The organism is Aerococcus sp. BD502 (assembly GCF_057919555.1).
In genome coordinates this window covers 1,321,873-1,338,895 of record NZ_CP147972.1, presented here as the reverse complement: position 1 = coordinate 1,338,895, position 17,023 = coordinate 1,321,873, and the positions used below count along the sequence as shown (strand labels likewise).

The 17,023-nt window shown below is 45.4% G+C and carries 17 protein-coding genes and 1 pseudogene; 5 read left to right on the top strand and 13 right to left on the bottom strand.

The window, feature by feature from the left end; genetic code table 11:
- Positions 1–266 precede the first annotated feature (266 nt).
- The gene (locus WF803_RS06245; protein WP_489610685.1) at positions 267–779 is read left to right on the top strand and encodes a type 1 glutamine amidotransferase domain-containing protein; all 513 of its coding nucleotides are present in this window, start codon (positions 267–269) and stop codon (positions 777–779) included.
- Between the two features lie 48 nt (positions 780–827).
- Here the strand turns inward: WF803_RS06245 and epsC are convergent, their stop codons facing one another.
- The 4 genes from epsC to WF803_RS06225 form a co-directional block, all read right to left on the bottom strand.
- Complete coding sequence (epsC, locus tag WF803_RS06240) at positions 828–1,346, bottom strand: serine O-acetyltransferase EpsC (RefSeq protein WP_489610684.1); 519 nt, start codon at positions 1,344–1,346, stop codon at positions 828–830.
- A gap of 15 nt (positions 1,347–1,361) precedes the next feature.
- Positions 1,362–2,267, bottom strand: coding sequence for a cysteine synthase A (gene cysK, locus WF803_RS06235; protein WP_489610683.1), 906 nt, complete (start codon positions 2,265–2,267; stop codon positions 1,362–1,364).
- A 116-nt stretch (positions 2,268–2,383) separates the two neighbouring features.
- Entirely contained in the window at positions 2,384–3,745 is a 1,362-nt protein-coding gene (locus WF803_RS06230) for an alanine/glycine:cation symporter family protein (RefSeq protein ID WP_489610682.1), read from the bottom strand.
- A gap of 259 nt (positions 3,746–4,004) precedes the next feature.
- Complete coding sequence (locus WF803_RS06225; RefSeq protein WP_489610681.1) at positions 4,005–4,832, bottom strand: exodeoxyribonuclease III; 828 nt, start codon at positions 4,830–4,832, stop codon at positions 4,005–4,007.
- Between the two features lie 164 nt (positions 4,833–4,996).
- Here WF803_RS06225 and WF803_RS06220 point away from each other — a divergent pair, with 164 nt between their 5' ends.
- From WF803_RS06220 to WF803_RS06205, 4 genes are read left to right on the top strand one after another with little or no spacing between them, the layout of a single operon-like run.
- The gene (locus WF803_RS06220) at positions 4,997–5,374 is read left to right on the top strand and encodes a GntR family transcriptional regulator (protein ID WP_489610680.1); all 378 of its coding nucleotides are present in this window, start codon (positions 4,997–4,999) and stop codon (positions 5,372–5,374) included.
- On the top strand, positions 5,367–6,053 hold the full coding sequence (locus tag WF803_RS06215) for an ABC transporter ATP-binding protein (RefSeq protein WP_489610679.1): 687 nt from the start codon (positions 5,367–5,369) through the stop codon (positions 6,051–6,053). Before WF803_RS06220 ends, WF803_RS06215 begins: the two co-directional genes overlap by 8 nt.
- On the top strand, positions 6,050–6,838 hold the full coding sequence (locus WF803_RS06210) for a hypothetical protein (RefSeq protein ID WP_489610678.1): 789 nt from the start codon (positions 6,050–6,052) through the stop codon (positions 6,836–6,838). The genes WF803_RS06215 and WF803_RS06210 overlap by 4 nt, the downstream gene beginning before the upstream one ends.
- A 10-nt stretch (positions 6,839–6,848) precedes the next feature.
- Positions 6,849–8,042 (top strand): hypothetical protein, encoded by a 1,194-nt coding sequence (locus WF803_RS06205; protein ID WP_489610677.1) that lies wholly within the window; start codon positions 6,849–6,851, stop codon positions 8,040–8,042.
- A 265-nt stretch (positions 8,043–8,307) separates the two neighbouring features.
- On the opposite strand, the gene WF803_RS06200 is transcribed toward WF803_RS06205, so the two are convergent.
- The 9 genes and pseudogenes from WF803_RS06200 to WF803_RS06160 all read right to left on the bottom strand — a co-directional run.
- Entirely contained in the window at positions 8,308–8,613 is a 306-nt protein-coding gene (locus WF803_RS06200; protein WP_489610676.1) for a hypothetical protein, read from the bottom strand.
- Positions 8,588–8,938, bottom strand: a complete 351-nt coding sequence (locus tag WF803_RS06195) for a DUF4298 domain-containing protein (protein WP_489610675.1) — start codon at positions 8,936–8,938, stop codon at positions 8,588–8,590. The genes WF803_RS06200 and WF803_RS06195 overlap by 26 nt, the downstream gene beginning before the upstream one ends.
- Positions 8,939–8,955: 17 nt before the next feature.
- Entirely contained in the window at positions 8,956–10,668 is a 1,713-nt protein-coding gene (locus WF803_RS06190; protein WP_489610674.1) for an IS1182 family transposase, read from the bottom strand.
- 171 nt (positions 10,669–10,839) lie between these two features.
- Positions 10,840–14,160 carry an LPXTG cell wall anchor domain-containing protein gene (locus tag WF803_RS06185; protein WP_489610673.1) on the bottom strand — a complete coding sequence of 1,107 codons (3,321 nt, stop codon included), beginning with the start codon at positions 14,158–14,160 and terminating at the stop codon, positions 10,840–10,842.
- A 506-nt stretch (positions 14,161–14,666) separates the two neighbouring features.
- The gene (locus WF803_RS06180) at positions 14,667–14,852 is read right to left on the bottom strand and encodes an LPXTG cell wall anchor domain-containing protein (RefSeq protein WP_489610672.1); all 186 of its coding nucleotides are present in this window, start codon (positions 14,850–14,852) and stop codon (positions 14,667–14,669) included.
- A complete protein-coding gene (locus WF803_RS06175) occupies positions 14,785–15,030 on the bottom strand; it encodes a hypothetical protein (protein WP_489610671.1) in 246 nt (81 codons plus the stop codon). The genes WF803_RS06180 and WF803_RS06175 overlap by 68 nt, the downstream gene beginning before the upstream one ends.
- 59 nt (positions 15,031–15,089) lie before the next feature.
- On the bottom strand, positions 15,090–15,254 hold the full coding sequence (locus WF803_RS06170) for an albumin-binding GA domain-containing protein (RefSeq protein ID WP_489610670.1): 165 nt from the start codon (positions 15,252–15,254) through the stop codon (positions 15,090–15,092).
- 989 nt (positions 15,255–16,243) lie between these two features.
- On the bottom strand, positions 16,244–16,387 hold the full coding sequence (locus WF803_RS06165) for a hypothetical protein (RefSeq protein WP_489610669.1): 144 nt from the start codon (positions 16,385–16,387) through the stop codon (positions 16,244–16,246).
- A gap of 349 nt (positions 16,388–16,736) precedes the next feature.
- Positions 16,737–17,007 (bottom strand): annotated as a pseudogene (locus WF803_RS06160) (transposase); the annotation flags it as partial.
- Between the last annotated feature and the right edge of the window lie 16 nt (positions 17,008–17,023).

Here is a 17,023-nt window from a genome sequence, read left to right as displayed (position 1 = left end):
GCCGATAGGGTGAGCGTAGCGAGGCCTATCCAACGACATAGAGCCAGAATAGGACGGTCAGGCGTAAGCTTCTATGAAGCGTAAGCCGGTGCCACTGCTTTTCAACGCAGCGTCCTTTAGCACAAAAACGAAGTGACTTTTGAATAATTAGATACGAGATAGAGTTCTTTATGATTGACCGAGCATTGCTTGACACTAACCCTCGATGCCTATCAATAGCCGTTACGCGCTGCTTATGTTAGGCTAAAAATACAGGAGGCGATAATATGGCAAAAATTGCCGCTTTAGTGACGGATTTGTTTGAAGACAGTGAATACCTTTCCCCGAAGGCAGCCCTGGAGGACGCCGGCCATGAGGTAGTGCCCATTAGTTTTAAAACAGGCACGATTCATGGCAAGAGCGAGAATTCCGCTGTGGAGATTGAACATGCGGCTAAGGGTACGGAGCCGGCAGAATTCGATGCGCTCCTCATTCCTGGTGGCTACTCGCCCGACAAATTACGGAGCCACGAATGCGTGCTGAACTTCGCCAGGCACTTTGCCTGCCAGGAAAAACCCATCTTCACCATCTGCCACGGGCCACAACTCTTGGTCAATGCGGAAGTTTTACAAGGAAAAAACATCACCGCTGTTAAAAATGTGGCCATTGATGTGAAGAATGCGGGTGCCAATTACTTTGATGAAGAAGTCGTTATCGACCGCTCCGGTCTGATTTCCAGTCGGACGCCGGATGACTTACCTGCCTTCAACCAAGCGATTGTGCAAGCCCTGGAAAAATAAGCCCAATAAAGAGACCTGGTGTCCATGAGATACCGGGTCTCTTTTTATCTAATGATCGCCCAGTACTTCCGCAGGCACTCCCACGGCGGTTTTATGGGCGGGAATATCAGTTAAGACGACGGCACCGGCACCGACCTTCACGTGATCGCCTAATGTGACATTGCCTAAAACCATCGCCTCAGCGCCGATAAACACATGGTCGCCCAAGGTGGGATGGCGCTTCTCCCCCGGCCGACCGGACATGCCGCCTAGGGTCACCCCGTGGAAAATCTGGACATAGTCCCCAATCACGGCGGTTTCCCCAATCACCACGCCCATGCCATGGTCAATCATGGGGGCGCGGCCAATCTTGGCGCCTGGGTGAATTTCAATGCCCGTTAAGCGCCGCGCTCGGTTGGCTAGCCAATAGGCGCGAAAGAGCTGGCCTTTTTGATAGTGGCGATGGGCCAAACGGTGGTAGAGCAGGGCCTTCACGCCCGGATTAAACCAGAAAGCCTGCCAGCGACTGTGGCAAGCCGGATCGCGGTCAACAACGGCCTGCGTTAATTCTTGGATTTCTTGCCACATGCTGATCCCTGCCTTCTAGTCGAGTAAGGGCGTGGATAAGTAACGTTCGCCGGTATCCGGTAAAATCACCACGACCCGCTCTGCTGGCGTTAATTTTTCAGCGACTTCCAAGGCGGCCTTGTAATTGGCCCCTGCGGAAATTCCGACAAAAATGCCGGCTTCCTGGCCTAATTTCTTGGCATAAGTAAAAGCGTCCTCATCCGCCACATCGACCACCTCATCCACCAGCTCAGCTTGGTAAATATCAGGAACAAAGTTCGCCCCTAGCCCTTGAATCTTGTGGCTGCCGGCCTCGCCCGTCGTTAGAACTGGGGAAGCAGCGGGTTGGACAGCGACCGTCTTCACGTCCGGTAATTTTTCCTTCAAAACAGAGCTGACACCGGTGATCGTGCCGCCAGTGCCCACGCCGGCCACAAAGGCTTGGAAGTTGCCGTCCGTTTGCTCAATAATTTCCGGTGCGGTGGTTTCCTGGTGGGCATGCACGTTGGCGGGATTGCCGAATTGGTCGGCATAGAAGTAACCTTTCTCGTTGGCCAGGGACTTCGCCTTGTCCACTGCCCCTTTCATCCCTTCTGCTCCGGGAGTTAGCACCAGTTTTGCCCCGTAAGCTTTCATCAGCTTCTGCCTTTCCACGGACATCGTTTCGGGCATGACGATCACCACCTGGTAGCCCTTGGCCGTCCCTAACATGGACAAGGCAATGCCCGTGTTGCCGCTCGTCCCTTCAATAATGGTGCCACCTGGCTTTAAAGTGCCCGCTTTTTCTGCTTCTTGAATAATATATTTAGCAGCGCGGTCCTTGACACTGCCGCCGGGATTGCGACTTTCTAATTTACCGTAAATCGTGGCGCCTTGGTCTGGACTGGGTAATTTTACCAAAGGCGTATGTCCAATGGCTTCTGCAATGTTTGCATGTAACATGTTATCCCTCCCGAATTCAAAGTGTTCGTCTATCATGTCACACCCGCAAACGAAGTGCAAGCATTTCCCCTTCGAAATAAAAAAGAGCCCCCAGGAGGGAGCTCTGAGAAACTGAACTAGAGTAAGTCACGTTCCTTCAAACGCATGTCATCCTGCATCTCTCGCACATGGCGGCACAGGAGAATTAAGGCGATAATGTTAGGCACGACCATGAGGGAGTTCGCTAAGTCGGCTAAGTTCCAAACCAAGGTCACTTCTTGCAAGGAACCGAAGATAACACAGAGAATGACCAAAGCGCGGTAAGGCAAGAGCCCTTTCCGGCCAAACATAAAGCGAATATTGGTTTCCCCGAAGTAATACCAGCCAACAATCGTCGTGAAGGCGAAGAAGCAGAGGCAGGTGGCTAAAGTCGCCGAGCCAAATTGCCCGAAGGCGGTACTAAAGGCATGCTGGGTCACTAAGGCCCCATCCTTACCCGAGTTTTGCGCGCCCGTCACCAGAATAATCAGAGCGGTCGCCGAGCAAACAATAATCGTATCGATAAACACTCCCACCATGGCGGTGTAACCTTGAAGAACTGGGTGTTTCACGTTAGCTGTGGCGTGGGCATGCGGTGTCGAACCCATCCCGGCTTCGTTGGAGAAGAGTCCGCGGCCGACCCCTTTACTGATGGCTTGACGAACAGTAATCCCCAAAGCCCCACCCAAGGCCGCCTGCGGATTAAAGGCGGAACGAATGATCAAACTGATCGCGGGGATAATTTGATCATGGAACATGAACAAGGTAATAATGGAAAGAATCACATACAAGACGGCCATAAAGGGCACGACCATTTGCGCGAAACGTGCAATCCTTGTAATGCCCCCGATGAAAATTAAGCCCGCAAAGAAAGCAATCACTAAACCGATGAATAGCGGTTGAATGCCCGTTGCTTCGGCCACGGAAACTGAAATGGAATTTGATTGTACCATGATACCAATGAAACCTAAGGCAATGACAATCAGAATAGCAAAGGCATGAGAGAGAAATTTGGAAAGTCCGGGAAATCTCTTGCCCAAACCATTTTTAATATAGTAAGCCGGTCCCCCTACCCAGTTGCCTTCATCATCGCGCTCTCTAAATTTTTGCGCGAGAATGGCTTCCGCAAAAATGGTAGACATCCCGAGAATCGCCGCTAGCCACATCCAGAAAATGGCCCCGGGCCCGCCCGCAATAATAGCGGTGGCAACCCCAGCAACGTTCCCTGTCCCGACTTGCGCTGCAATGGCCACGGCCAAAGCCTGGAACGAGGAGACGCCCCCTTCACTGTCTTTCTCAAACATACCGCCGAAGACTTGCTTAAAAGCTAAACCTAATTTACGGAATTGCACGCCCCTCGTGTAGAACGTATAGAAAATCCCACACCCTAGGAGGGCAATCAGCAAAATATTGTCACTTAATATACTGTTAAACTTCACGACCATACTATTTAGATCCATTGTTGTCCATCTCCTATCTCGAATCTATGGTCACCGCCTCAAAACAGACATTCCATCCCTCCTTCAGCCTCTTAAAGTTAAGTGACACCGGTTCCAATATTTTTGTAACCGTTAACACTTACTAAGTCTATTATACCCTTTTTCTTAAAAAATGCAATAGCTTACATTAACTTCCATTAAAACTTTACAAACCCTTCCAAAAAAAAGCCCAAAAAACGAGTCTCGCCCCGCTTTTTGGGTAGGAATGAACAAATTTGTTCTATAGGGAGAATTCCAAGGCAATCGGCGTATGATCTTGGCGTTCACCGGAATCGACCATGCGAGAGACCTGCACTTCGCCAGCAATGCGGTTGCTGGTCAGCCAGTAGTCAATCCGCCAGCCGGAATTATTAATTTTGCTGGTCTTAGCGCGCTGATTCCACCAGGTATACTGCCCTTCGATCGGCCCATGCAGGTGGCGGAAGGTATCCGTGAAGCCAGCGTCTAAGAGATTTGTAAAACCTTCGCGCTCTTCATCCGTAAAGCCGGCACTACCGCGATTGCTTTTCGGATTGGCCAAGTCAATCGCCTCATGGGCCACATTGAAATCCCCACAAGCGAAAAGAGGTTTTTGCTGGTCCAATTTTGCCAGATAGTCCCGATAGCGGGCGTCCCACTCTTGGCGTTGGGGCAGGCGTTTCAATTCCCCTCCGGCATTGGGAGTATAGACCTGCGTGAGGTAGAAGTCGGAAAATTCCAAGGTCAAAAGCCGCCCTTCCTGATCCATGGTATCGGGGGCTTTGAGGTTGGGCCTATCCACCTCATAGGACAAACCCTTCTTCACCATGAACATCGTCCCTGCATAAGATTTCCGCGCAGGCGGCTCAGCACAACGAAAATGCAGGTCGTAGTCAGGAAAATGCTCTGCCAACAATTGCAGATGCTTCTTCGAGGGGCCCTTAGCAGGCAACTTCGTTTCTTGTAGGCCAATCACCTCGGCGTCTTCTTGCTTTAACGTGTCTAACACCGCCCGTGACATGACGGCCCGCCTTGAATCACTCGTCAGCGCCGCATTGAGGGAATCAATATTCCAGGAAATAAATTTCATTGTCTCGCTCCTTCTTATCGCATTTCTATTCCATCATAGCATAGGCTTACGGCAAGGAAAAACAAAGGCAAGCAAAAAATGCCCTCCCAGGCTTGACAAAAACTGTATGGCATGTATAATACAATTAAAGTGTATCACGCAATTAATACAGAAGGAGGTGGGCAATGGCTTTTGATCAACGACTACCCATTTACACGCAATTGGAAACCAACCTCAAAAAAGATATGGTGAGTGGCCGCTATGAATTGGGGGAACCCCTGCCGTCACGGCGTGAACTCGCCCAACAATTTAAAGTCAACCCAAACACGGTCCAGCGCGCCCTCAAAAACCTCACCGAAGAAGGCCTGATCACAACCATTCCCCAGGTGGGGTCAAGTGTGACCAGTGACCCGACCGTACTCGCTAAGCTCAAACGCTCGCTAATGCAAGAAGCACTCACCACCTTTATCGACGAGATGAAAACCATGCAGTTTAGTGATCAAGAAATTCTTACTGCCTTACAAGCCAAGCTCCAAGATAGAAAGGATGAACCCAATGCTTGAAGTTAAAGCACTAAATCAACGCTATGGCAAAAAGCAAGTCCTCAATAATGTCTCCTTCACTATTGAAGCCGGTGAGATTACCGGCTTGATCGGGGTGAATGGTACTGGGAAAACGACCCTCATGAAATGCATCATGAACCTCACCCCCAAGCAAAGCGGGGAGATTCTCCTCGACGGGAAGCCTGTGACCCAGAAAGAGATGGAACGATTGATTTTTGTTCCGGATGAAATTTCCGTATTAAAAAATATGACGGTCGGCGAAAGTCTGGACTACATGGCCACCTACTACCAGCGTTATAATCCGGAACGGGCTAGTGATTTGTTGACCTTCTTCAATTTAGATCCTGATGCCCCCATTCATACCTTCTCCAAGGGGAATATCGCAAAAATTAACCTCCTGATGAGCCTGGCGATCGATAGCGATTACCTGCTCCTCGATGAGCCCTTTTCCGGCATTGATATTTTTACCCGTGAGGAGATGCGCAATGTTTTTAGCTCGGATTTGCTCCAAGGCAAGGGCGTCCTTATTTCCACCCATGATATTGAAGAAATTGATACCTTCCTCGACCATGTGTTGATTATGGAAGAGGGAGAAATTGTTCGTGACTTTTACGCTGAAGAGGCTCGCCTAGAAGGGCTGAGCGTTATCGATGTCCTCCGGGAGGTGCATGGAAAATGAAAAAATTTTGGCATTTAACCCAAGACGAATGCCAGCGCAATGCTGGACTTTTGGGACTCTTACTAGCCTTACAAATCGGCTTGCAGGTGATCGGCTGGGTACAGCGCTACTTGCGTTTTCGCAGTAGCCCCGACCAATTTGCCCTCGGCCTCGACCAGCTGTTTGATACCAGTATCGTCTATAATATTACGGTTGCGATCATCGTGGCTACCCTGCTAGGCTTTTGCGTCTATACCTGGGTCCGGGAATGGCGTTTCGAAGGGCGACTCATCTACCGACTCATGCTCCTGCCTGGTTCACGGATGAGTGTCGTTTGGGCCAAGCTTGCCGCCATTTTCCTCATGATCATGGCCATCCTTACCGTTCAGGTGCTCTTGATCATCTTGGCCGCTTGGCTTTTTAACCTGATCCTAGCTCCCTACCACATTGCCCTCTACCCCTGGTATTATTTCTTCAGTAATGCCCAAGCGAGCACGCCGCTCCTCTTCCCAGCGTCACCCGTGAGTTTTTTCCTCACCTACTTTATGGGGAGTAGCGTGATTCTGGCCTTATTCTTCGGGAGCTTATATTACTTAAATCGGCGCCAGCTCTGGCAGCTAGTGCCCGCCAGCCTACCCGTGGTGGTAGTGGTCAGTGCCTACCTCTATCTCATCCTCTCCCTACGCATTAACAGTCATCTACTGGGCAGGGAACTGATGGCCTTATGCTTTCTTGCGACACTCTTCTTCCTCCTCGTGCTGACCTTACTCATTCGCCGTGAAGTGTACCAACGTCTAAGTCTTTGAGGTGATTACTATGACGAAGAAATTACTCACTAGCCTACTCATAACCTGTCCTTTTCTACTGTTATTCCTAATTTTTGGCGTTCCCTGCCTTATGGGCGAACGCCTGGAGACCACCCAGGAAAGCGGGCAAATTGATACCCAGCGCTTAGAGCCTAGCCAAATTGAGCTCCTCACTGCTGACGCTAAAAATGACCGGGTAGAAAGTTCCTTCACACTTTCCTACCCGCCGACGTCCCTCCTGCCTTACAACAAAGGTAACAGTGTGCTTGAGGAGGAGACGCAAGTAACACGCTTGCTGCGCGAATATCCCTGGTCGGAGCGCAAAAAAATCCCCCACGATATCATGTCGGACGTCACGCCTATCAATGCGCGTTTTCGGCTCCTGCATAATATCGATCAAGACTTCTCCACACTTTATGATGAAGGTGAAGAAAACGAAAAACGCCCCTCCAGGCTCCAGCTTTTTCTCCTGGATGACGAGGAGAAAAGGATCCAACCTTTGGAAGCTATTACCAAAAACTTGGCCTACACCTCGAACGTTTTGGGGGCGATCCTGGAAGGCCAGCAGCTCACCATTTTTCGGGCAGAGGAGCACACCCTCTGTGCCTACACCATTGATCTCCGGTCGGGCCAGGCCAGTGCCGGTAAAAAAATCAAGTCCTTCCCCGAAGACTTGGACCTTACCTCACTACCGTATCAATATTTCCATGAGCCCATCTTCATCGCCCGGCAGTATCAGGATAAGGATGACACCCTACCCACCTGCTACCGAATCACCGACGCTTCCGGACGATTAGAGGAGGTCTCCTATAAGGGTTTTGAAAATCGAGCCGGCGATGCCTTAGTCAGTGGCCTGCTCTCGACCCGTGACCACCTCTATTTTGTGGATTACCCCCTCCCAAAAGCTGGTCCAGCTGACGACGACCCCGAAGTAAAGGCGAAGGGGGGGCCTGCCAAGGTCTACCAATATGATTTTAAAAAGAATCAGTTTGTCCCCTACCTGGAAAGTAAGGCCCAGCCCCAGGACACCAGCTGGTACACTACGCCTGAGCAATTGATCTGCTATGAGAAAACGGCTCAAGATAAGCTGCAAGTGAGCGCCTATGATGGGCAAAAAACGGCCGCCTGCGGGCAGAGAACCCTAGAACTCCGTCCCCACCATGGCAGCCAAATCATGGACTTCTACCCCGTCGATTCCTTTTAAGCGCAGTGGAAGCTTCAAAAGCAATGAAGATATTGAAAGCACTAGCCTGCCCCAGCCATTGGGCTCAGTTTCCCCCTGTTATTCAACGGCCTGTTGCCGCGCTCGTAGCGGCAGCAGGCTTTTTGATTTTTTGAGCAAGCAGCAACAGCAGCTAGCCTTTTTCGCAACAGGAAGCCCTGCTAGCCGACCTTAAGCCACAAAAAGTCCCCTGAAAAGGGGCTAGTGTCCAATTCAGGGGGTAAAAAAATGAGCTCAGTGCGTTTTTTTACTTAGGATAGGTATACGGCTCTAATCTCCGGGTATTAATCTGCCCGCGGGTCACCCAGAAGGTCGGCCGCCCACGGTAAGTCCCCCGCTTGGCCAGGGCAGCGCCACAATGTGGGCAGGTCAATTCGCCTGCCGATGCCCAGACATTCTCCTCCGCCGCAATCACCCGGGGCAGTTGAATTTTAGTTAAACCCCCGTTGCCCCCTTTCTGATAGTGGAGCACGGGGGTTTTGCAATGGGCACAGCTCACCTCGAGAACATGAGTGTTGCTCTGCGCCTTAATTCTCGTATTTCGATAGCGCATCCTCATCCTCCTGACTGCTGTAGCGTGTTTTCAGTATCGCATGGCTCAAGCCTAATAGAGCCACAGCCGTTTCATCCAGTTCGCCCAGAAGATCAAAAATCGTATCTTCTGATAAGATCCCGTGCGGAAAAGCTGGCACACAAGCATGGCTATCCACCGCCAACTTGTCGACGGCATAGTCCCCGTAATAGTACTGCAGTAAAGCCCTCAAGCTCTGCTCTTCCGCCTGCATGGCCGCTGCCGCCGTGCATAAGGCTTCCTGCTTCGCCCGTAAGCGATCGTAGACCGCTTGCATCTCATAAATTCGCTCTAAACGCTCGTCCATCTCCTCACCCCTTTCTCTCATTCTAGCATGCTGCTGACCATAAGAAAAGGGGCTGGGAAATAAGTCGCCCTAAATAATAAAAAATGCATTGAAGTTATCCATATTTGGATTCCTTCAGTGCATTTTTTACTTTTAGAGAAATGATTACGAAGAGCTTCTGCTCTTCGCCGAGCTTTAAGGGCTAATTTCGTTAAATTCATGCTCATCAGCATCATTCCGATATCATTATACACGCTTTGTTTGCCTCTCACATGTGTTCTGCGCATACCAAAGACACCTTTCATCCGTCCGAAAACGGTCTCTATGTCAATTTTACGTTGCGCATAGATTTCTTTTCCAGGTGTGCTTTCTAAATTCTCTTTTGCTTGGTGCTTAAAATATTCCCAATTAAGATTGACCGCCGTCTGGCGCTGACGTCCTGTCGGAGTTTTCGCAAGCTCATTTAAACGCTCATCCATTTGTTCAGTATCGGCTTGATAGACTTTAAACTGTCTTTGGAAACCTTTTTTATCTTTTCGCGTACGATAATATGAAAAACTAAAATGAACGCCATCTAAATCCGTATAGGAATCTTCAGCCGCATGATAGTGCCAGTTCTCACGATGCTTGGATTGGTTTCGATATTTTTTACTTTGTTCTTTATGATACATTCCGTAAGGAATCAAAGGGACTTTCTCAAAGTCATCGATAATCGCCATATAATTCTCTTCACTCCCATAACCCGCATCCGCAACAATATATTGGAACAGATCAAGCGTTGGGATTGTTTTTAAAAACGGAATGAGGGTGCGCGTATCGGTAGGGTTCGGGAAAATATCAAAGTCAATAATATATTGATGACTTGAAGCAACTTGGAGATTATAGCCAGGCTTTAACTCCCGATTTTTCATGGGATCTTCTTTCATACACATAAAGGTGGCATCGGGGTCCGTTTTTGAAAAACTGTTTCTGCCATTAAATCGTGCGTTTGCTTCCTCGTATTTCTGTTTTCGGGGTAAGAAATCCTTCATACATCGATTCCGGTGCTTTTTAAGCGTGCGACGACGTCGCTTGTGTCGAGAACCTCCTTTAGGAATGGTCGTCTCATTTTCAATTTTGCTTTCAACCTCTTCGATTGCTTCATCAAGACACGCAATAATTTTTTCAATCCCATCAGAAGTCGTTAATTCTTCTTCGGTCAAGGCGATATCGACATTCGTTTGAATAAGTTCCTCATATAAACTCGAAACATTTTCATTGAGCTTCGCTTCATAGCGTTCAATCGCTCTTCGCCAAGTAAAACTATAGATGTTCGCATCCGCTTGAATTTTTGTCCCATCGATAAATAAAGCCTCTGGGTGGATTAAACCATTGTCCCTCAGCAGCATGGTGAAAAGGATAAAAGCATACTTGATCAAGTTCGAGGCATGTTCGCTTGAACGAAAGTTATTGATTGTCTTGTAGCAAACTGGGGTATCGCCCGTTAGCCATTTCATCGGAATAGATTCTTCATTCATTCGTTCAATTTTTCGACCTGAAAACGTTGATCGACTATAGGCAAATAAACACATCTTTAATAGCATTGCTGGATGAAAAGCAGGACGTCCCGTATGAGAAGTGTCTTCCAGAATAATTTCCGTAGGAATCGAGTCGACAAATCGGCTGATCAGCCGAGCTTCATGGTCCTCAGGAATCGTAAAATCTAATTTTAGTGTTAAAGCTGTTTCCATTGTGGTATAATTTTGATACAAAGCGAGTTCCTCCTTCGGTTTGCTTACCTTTTATTATAAGGCTTGGAACTCGCTTTGTCTTTATAAAATATCAAAACGCATCAATTTATTTTCGAAATAAATTGATGCGTTTTTTATATTCTGAGACTGAGTTTTTTCCCAGCCCCTTCATCAACCAGAAGATGGTCAAATTTATTGACGTTTGCGGAAGGCGAAGCCTGCACCAAGCGTGGTCAACGCTAAGCCGAGAGCCGCAGAGCCGAGGGAAGCTACTGCCCCTGTTTGTGGCAATTTCTTCGCTGCTTCCTTCTTGCCTTTCTTCGCTTCTTCCTTCTTACCGGTCTTCACTTCTTCTTGCTTGCCAGGTTTCTTGTCACCCTTCTTAGCAAGTAATTCCTTCACTTTATCCCAATCGATCAATTCTAGCCAGTCTTTCGCTGGTTTTTCGCTTTCTTGGCCACCTGTGCCTGGTTTTTCACCTTCGTTACCTTGGCCAGGTTTTTCGCTTTCTTCGCCACCTGTGCCCGGTTTTTGGCCTTCGTCACCCTTGCCAAGAAGGTCTTCGAGTTTATCCCAATCAATGAGATCGTTCCAGTCTTTGCCTGGTTTGTTTGGTGTTTCTTCTCCACTACCTTCACCAGGTTCTTGGCCTTCGCCTTTATCAGGGAAGAGAATGTCTTCTAGGTCTGGGACATTGCCGAGGTCAATCTCTGTATCCGTGATCGGCTTGTTGCCCTCAGGATCTTCATCCTTAATTGGAGGATTAATGGTAGATTCATCTTCACCTTCGCCAGGTTTTTGGCCTTCCTCGCCCTTGCCAAGAAGGTCTTCGAGTTTATCCCAATCAATAAGATCGTTCCAGTCCTTGCCTGGTTTTTCACCTGGTTTTTGATTATTTTCGACTAAGTCTTTGATACCGTCCCAATCGAAAATGCCGTCCCAGTCTTTACCTGGTTTTTCACCTTTATTGATCAGGTCTTTCAGGCCTTCCCAATTGATGAGTTCGTCCCAAGCTTTATCGTCCTGATCTTTAAGACCTTCCCAGTTAATGAGATCATCCCATGGATCTTTCTCGTCGGAGTCTCCCTCTTCACCTTCGCCGGGTTTGTCGGTTTCTCCGTCGCCTTCTCCGGGTGTAAGAGAGTCTAATACTTCTTGTACTTCCTCAACTGTTTCCGCTTTTTCAACAGCTAATTCTTTTTCAAGACGTTCTTCTAACGTAATGTAGCCTAAATCATAATCTTCTTCTAGCTCAGCGAAAGCCGCTTTCTTAGCCTTGTCTAAGTCAGACTCATCTGGAGTTTCAGATGCTTTTTCTTCGACAACAACGTTGACAGTAACAGTCTTAGTTGAGCCATCACCAAAGGTCACAAGCACTTTAACCGGGAACGCGCCAGTTTTTGTAACATCTGGTAATTCAGCCCCTTCGGCTAAGGCTACAGTGTACCACTTGTCTTCTTCCTTAGCACGTGTCTCAGCGGCACTGGCTTCCTTACGTTCGAGACCTTCAACAACTACAGCATCCAGAATATCTTGTTCAGTGACCTTATCATCTACAGTGATGGTAATATCCTTAATGGTCACTTCATATTCTTCAGCCATTGTCTTGTCGTTTTCTTTTTCAATGACCGTAACCGGAATAGTCACTGTTATTGTTGAATCATCTGAGAAGGTTAATTTAACTTCAATCTCGTGTTGACCAGCTTTTTCTTCACCCGTTAAATTCTTTGTGATTTCTAGGCTGTCAACAGCTGAAGCCCACTCGTCATCAGTCATGCCAACGGGTTGACCAAGAAGCATTTTAGCTTCTTCTACAGCAACCGTTTCGCCTTCTTGTTTTTCTAGCGGACGAATTTGAATCTTATCGCCAAATTTGTCAGCAATTGTTTCAGTTTCCTCTGGCTCTTCAGGTTCTTCTGCAAGTCCTGGGAAAGCTTCATCTAATTTTTCAAGAGCGGATCCTAATGCTTCAATATCATTAGAATTAATAGCAATTAATTTTTTAGCCTTTTCAAGCGCATTATATTGATCAAGTGTTACTTTTTCTTTTTTATCAGCCTTTTCAATGAGAGGCTTAATATTTTTCTTTAATTCATTGATCTGATCAATTTCAGCTTTCTTATCATCATACAACTGAGCTAATTTGCTATTTGCTCCACGAAGCTCCTCTAGCGTCACATCTTCTTTTTCAAGAAGTTTTTCTGCATCTGCTTTCGCGTTGTGAAGATCAATAGACATTAGGCTAAGTTCGTCAACTTTATTGATCGTATCTGTTAATGTTGCTTTAGCATCATCGAGCTCGATAATGTCATAGTTATCAATAGCTTCTTTAAGTTTGTCATTGGTAGTGACAACATCATGAAGCGTTAAATCCTCAATATCTTTTTCAAGAAGTTCTTCAGCCGCAGAAACATCAATTAATTTATAGTTTTCCTTGATATCAGCGACTGTGGCCTTTAATTCTTCAACTGCTTCTTTTAGGTTTTCAAGATTAGCGTCTTCTTCAAGCTTTTCCTTATATGCATCTTCATCATATGCAGCTAGGAAATTATTGTGAGCTTCATTAACCTCTTCAGGTTTCAAAGACTGACTATCTTTCTTCAAGATATCCTTCGCCTCATCTAATGCATTATGAGCGTCGAGAGTCATCTTAGGGCTTTCTGCATCAATTTGATCAACTAGTGCCTGAAGTTTTGCCTTAGCTTTTTCTACTTCCTGAAGGTTCTTATTAAGCTCTTCATTTTTATCAAGCTGTTCTTTCAGGTTAGCATTAGCTTCATTAATCTCATCTAAAGTAACTTCTTCTTTTTCAAGAAGCTTGATGGCAGCACTTTTAGAGTGCTGTAAGCCGATAGTTACATTTTCTTGGGCCTTGACTTGATCAATTAATTTTTGAAGGTCAGCCTTAGCTGAGTCAAGTACAAGTTCGTCATAATTCTCAATGTTTTCTTGAAGCTTATCATTAGTATTGACTAAATCAAATAGTGTAGCTTTTTTATCATCTAAAATCGCTTTTGCTTCTGTAACATCAATAAGTGGGTAGTTTTCTTCTATATCAGAAACCGTTGCTGCTAATTCTTCACGAGCTTTTTCAGGTGACTTGATTTCTTCTTCACCTTCGCCTGGCTTGTCGGTGTCTTCATCAGTTGCCCCAGCAATTGCAGCATTTACACGTTTTTCAATAGCACTGAGTTCAGCTTCAGTTTCAGCTTCGCTTACCTCTTGAAGAAGTGCAGCGGAGTCTTCTAATTTATCAGCATTCTCTTTGATTAGAGTGCTAATACGATCTTTTTCAGAATTTAAAGTACCAGTTTCCTCAGATTCATTACCTTCAATGGGTTCAGTTTGAGAACCATCTTGGTCTGAACTATCATTATTACTTGGGTCAGTAGTCTCAGAATCAGGGTTACCATCTTCAGCAGCTTGCGCAACAGCAGCATCGCTGGCAAATAATACACCCAAAGCCGCAGTGGTCGCTAAACCACTCATTAATAACTTTTTCAAATTGGCCATAGCTTTATTTTCCTCCTTATAAATTATCTTTCCATCATTCATGAAAAACTCTATAATATGTTGCCTGACAACAATTACTTAAGAGCATCCCTCCCAAAAAATTGTAAACCGCTTTCACTTAAGCTTCTGTAGTTCACGTAACTATCTATACTCTACCGAACATTATAAAAATGTCAAGTATTCTTCGCTATTTCTTCATATTTTATATTGTAACTATTTGATTACAAGAATAACATCGTCCCTAAGCCTTTGTAATCAGCTTTTGAACATGTTAATGCATTGTCAATTAGAAGAAAAAACACTTTTATAAGCCCTATATCCCTTACAATAAGTAACACCTCCACAATTGTCAAGTGAATATTTACACAAATTTAATTAATCAAAAATATTTGTATAAAATGGTGCTTTTGCTCGTTTTCCTCTGAATTTTAATACAATATGGTATTCAACAAATTTAAAATAGCTAGCCAAAGCAAAGTTTGACTAGCTACTTTAATATTGAGGACTTATTGACGCTTGCGGAAGGCGAAGCCAGCACCAAGCGTGGTCAACGCTAAGCCGAGAGCAGCAGTGCCTAAGGAAGCTACTGCCCCTGTTTGTGGCAATTTCTTCGCTGCTTCCTTCTTACCAGTCTTCGCCTCTTCTTGGTTGCCAGGTTTCTTGATCGCCTGTCCCTGGTTTTTGGCATTCATTCCCTTGGCCAAGTTTTTGACCTTCCTCGCCCTTACCAAGAAGCTCTTCGAGTTTATCCCAAGCAATGAGATCGTTCCAGTCTTTACCCGGTTTGTTTGGTGTTTCTTCTCCACTGCCTTCACCAGGTTTTTGGCCTTCGCCATTATCAGGGAAGAGAATTTCTTCCAAGTCACCCACATTAACAAGGTCAATTTCAGTTCCCGTGATTGGTTTGTTACCAGAAGGATCAACGTCTTCTACTGGAGGTTAATCGTAGAGGCATCACCTCTAGCGTGTTCAGCTAATAGGAAACCCTTTAGTGCCTGAACGTCGGCAATAGTTTTAGCCCCATTTATCTTATTGAGCAAGTAATCACTTAATCCTGTACCATTGAAATTAGCGGATTGTTCATATTCATACAATTATCCAGTAGGTTATTTTCATGTTTCTAAGCGTATAACGTCCATAAGAGTTCGCTTAAAAATCAATTTCTATACCGATGATTGAACCATTTAAATTGAAGATTTGAAAATCAGGTGGATAACTGTCTATTGCTGAAAGCTGGTTTATGAGATAATCACTCCTACAAAAAACAGCATTCCCACTTTGAACGTCTGAATCAATAGTTCAAGTGAGCTTTGCGTTCATCGCTAATAGCCCGTTGGTAGATATAATCAAACGGATTCTCTATAGTTAGTGTCTGAAAAGAAAATGGTTTTATAGTAATTCACCTCCTTTCTTGCCATAAATAAGAGTGAGCCTTAGCTCTTTTCCTCCTTCGAACTAAGACCCGACCCACCCGACTCGAGTTGGCTTTCCATTGCACTAGGAGTAATAAAAGATTAATAAACTTCAAATAAAAAACACACGGTAGACTGTATGCTCTACTTATGTACTTTTTATAAGAGTTTTTATCGACTACAAAAATAAAATTTTTGACCTTATCCCCCCAAAGACTTCTCTTAAAATACATTAATAAGTTTTGGATAAAAGAAAACGACGGCCTTTAAACCGTCGTTTAGTCAATGGAATATTAACTTAAGTGTCTTGGTTATTGAAAACCTATATTTTTTATCTTTTTAGCAAAATCCAAAAGGATACCAAAACGATAGCAAGCAATGCGAGTAGAACCAGTGTATTAAAGACATTTAAAAAATAGAGGATAAACAAAATAAGCATGAGACAGCTCGTTATTGTCTTTAATAAGAGTTTACTTTTGTTTTTCTTCATTATTGCCACCTTATATTACTGACTGCTGGGAAGACCATGCTCATTCCAGGAAGTAATTTACCAATACCAGCGGTAATGTAGTTATAGTCAAAGACTATTCCACCAGGACACAATGCTGCAGCGACTCCAAGTGTAGACAAAATTTTTGATACTACAGGTTCAGGAATCCAAATTCCTCCAATCAATGCACCAGCACCAATAACATTAATTGTTGTTTTTGATAGGTAAATCCTTGCACCCCACCAATGGAAAGCAGTTTTGTGACTCCTTCATTGAAGCGTGCTGCTAACGATCCAGTTGTTCCTTCATCTTCTGGTGAAACCACAAAAACTTCTCCGCTTGTAAAATCTGCCCTGGCAATATTAGAATTTGTTACTGCAAGGCATTTATTCAGAAGTTCATAATCTGGCTGCCCAAGAGCGTTTTTAGCTCCTGCCTTGGCTAAGAATTGATTGGCTTCATCATCATATGTAACCCATTCGTTGAAGGTATTTATCTGTTCATGGCTTAAGGTCGGAGTTGCTTTCAGTGTGTTTTATTTTTCGGCAGCAAATGCACTAACAGTTGAAGAAAATATCATCATTGCGGCTAACATAAATGCTATCAATGAGCGTAAGTATTTTTTCATGTTTTAACCTCTTCTTTAGCAAAATCTATAGTCTTGTGTCAAATGCCTACAATATTTTAAACGCTATTGAGTATTCAAACTTAAGGTATTTCCTTGTGGCACTCAGCTGCTCTTCATGATAATCCACCATGACTGCTCCAATCAATCGATTATGATGAAACATAATGAAGAAAAATACGAATATTTCTTTTTATTCGCCGAATTTTTTGCTTCCATCTTCCAAGACGATAAGTGCTTTTTAGTCGGTTATGACCTTGTCCAGCACCAGTATATTGAAAGGTATCTTCGAAGCCGTTACCTAAGAGCTCACACGTTTTTTATCGTGCACAACTC

Excerpts from the sequence above, each read along its gene's own strand:
- WF803_RS06245 (WP_489610685.1), top strand. The coding sequence starts at position 267 with ATGGCAAAAATTGCCGCTTTAGTGACGGATTTGTTTGAAGACAGTGAA.
- epsC (WP_489610684.1), bottom strand. The coding sequence starts at position 1,346 with ATGTGGCAAGAAATCCAAGAATTAACGCAGGCCGTTGTTGACCGCGAT.
- cysK (WP_489610683.1), bottom strand. The coding sequence starts at position 2,267 with ATGTTACATGCAAACATTGCAGAAGCCATTGGACATACGCCTTTGGTA.
- WF803_RS06230 (WP_489610682.1), bottom strand. The coding sequence starts at position 3,745 with ATGGATCTAAATAGTATGGTCGTGAAGTTTAACAGTATATTAAGTGAC.
- WF803_RS06225 (WP_489610681.1), bottom strand. The coding sequence starts at position 4,832 with ATGAAATTTATTTCCTGGAATATTGATTCCCTCAATGCGGCGCTGACG.
- WF803_RS06220 (WP_489610680.1), top strand. The coding sequence starts at position 4,997 with ATGGCTTTTGATCAACGACTACCCATTTACACGCAATTGGAAACCAAC.
- WF803_RS06215 (WP_489610679.1), top strand. The coding sequence starts at position 5,367 with ATGCTTGAAGTTAAAGCACTAAATCAACGCTATGGCAAAAAGCAAGTC.
- WF803_RS06210 (WP_489610678.1), top strand. The coding sequence starts at position 6,050 with ATGAAAAAATTTTGGCATTTAACCCAAGACGAATGCCAGCGCAATGCT.
- WF803_RS06205 (WP_489610677.1), top strand. The coding sequence starts at position 6,849 with ATGACGAAGAAATTACTCACTAGCCTACTCATAACCTGTCCTTTTCTA.
- WF803_RS06200 (WP_489610676.1), bottom strand. The coding sequence starts at position 8,613 with ATGCGCTATCGAAATACGAGAATTAAGGCGCAGAGCAACACTCATGTT.
- WF803_RS06195 (WP_489610675.1), bottom strand. The coding sequence starts at position 8,938 with ATGGACGAGCGTTTAGAGCGAATTTATGAGATGCAAGCGGTCTACGAT.
- WF803_RS06185 (WP_489610673.1), bottom strand. The coding sequence starts at position 14,160 with ATGGCCAATTTGAAAAAGTTATTAATGAGTGGTTTAGCGACCACTGCG.
- WF803_RS06180 (WP_489610672.1), bottom strand. The coding sequence starts at position 14,852 with ATGAATGCCAAAAACCAGGGACAGGCGATCAAGAAACCTGGCAACCAA.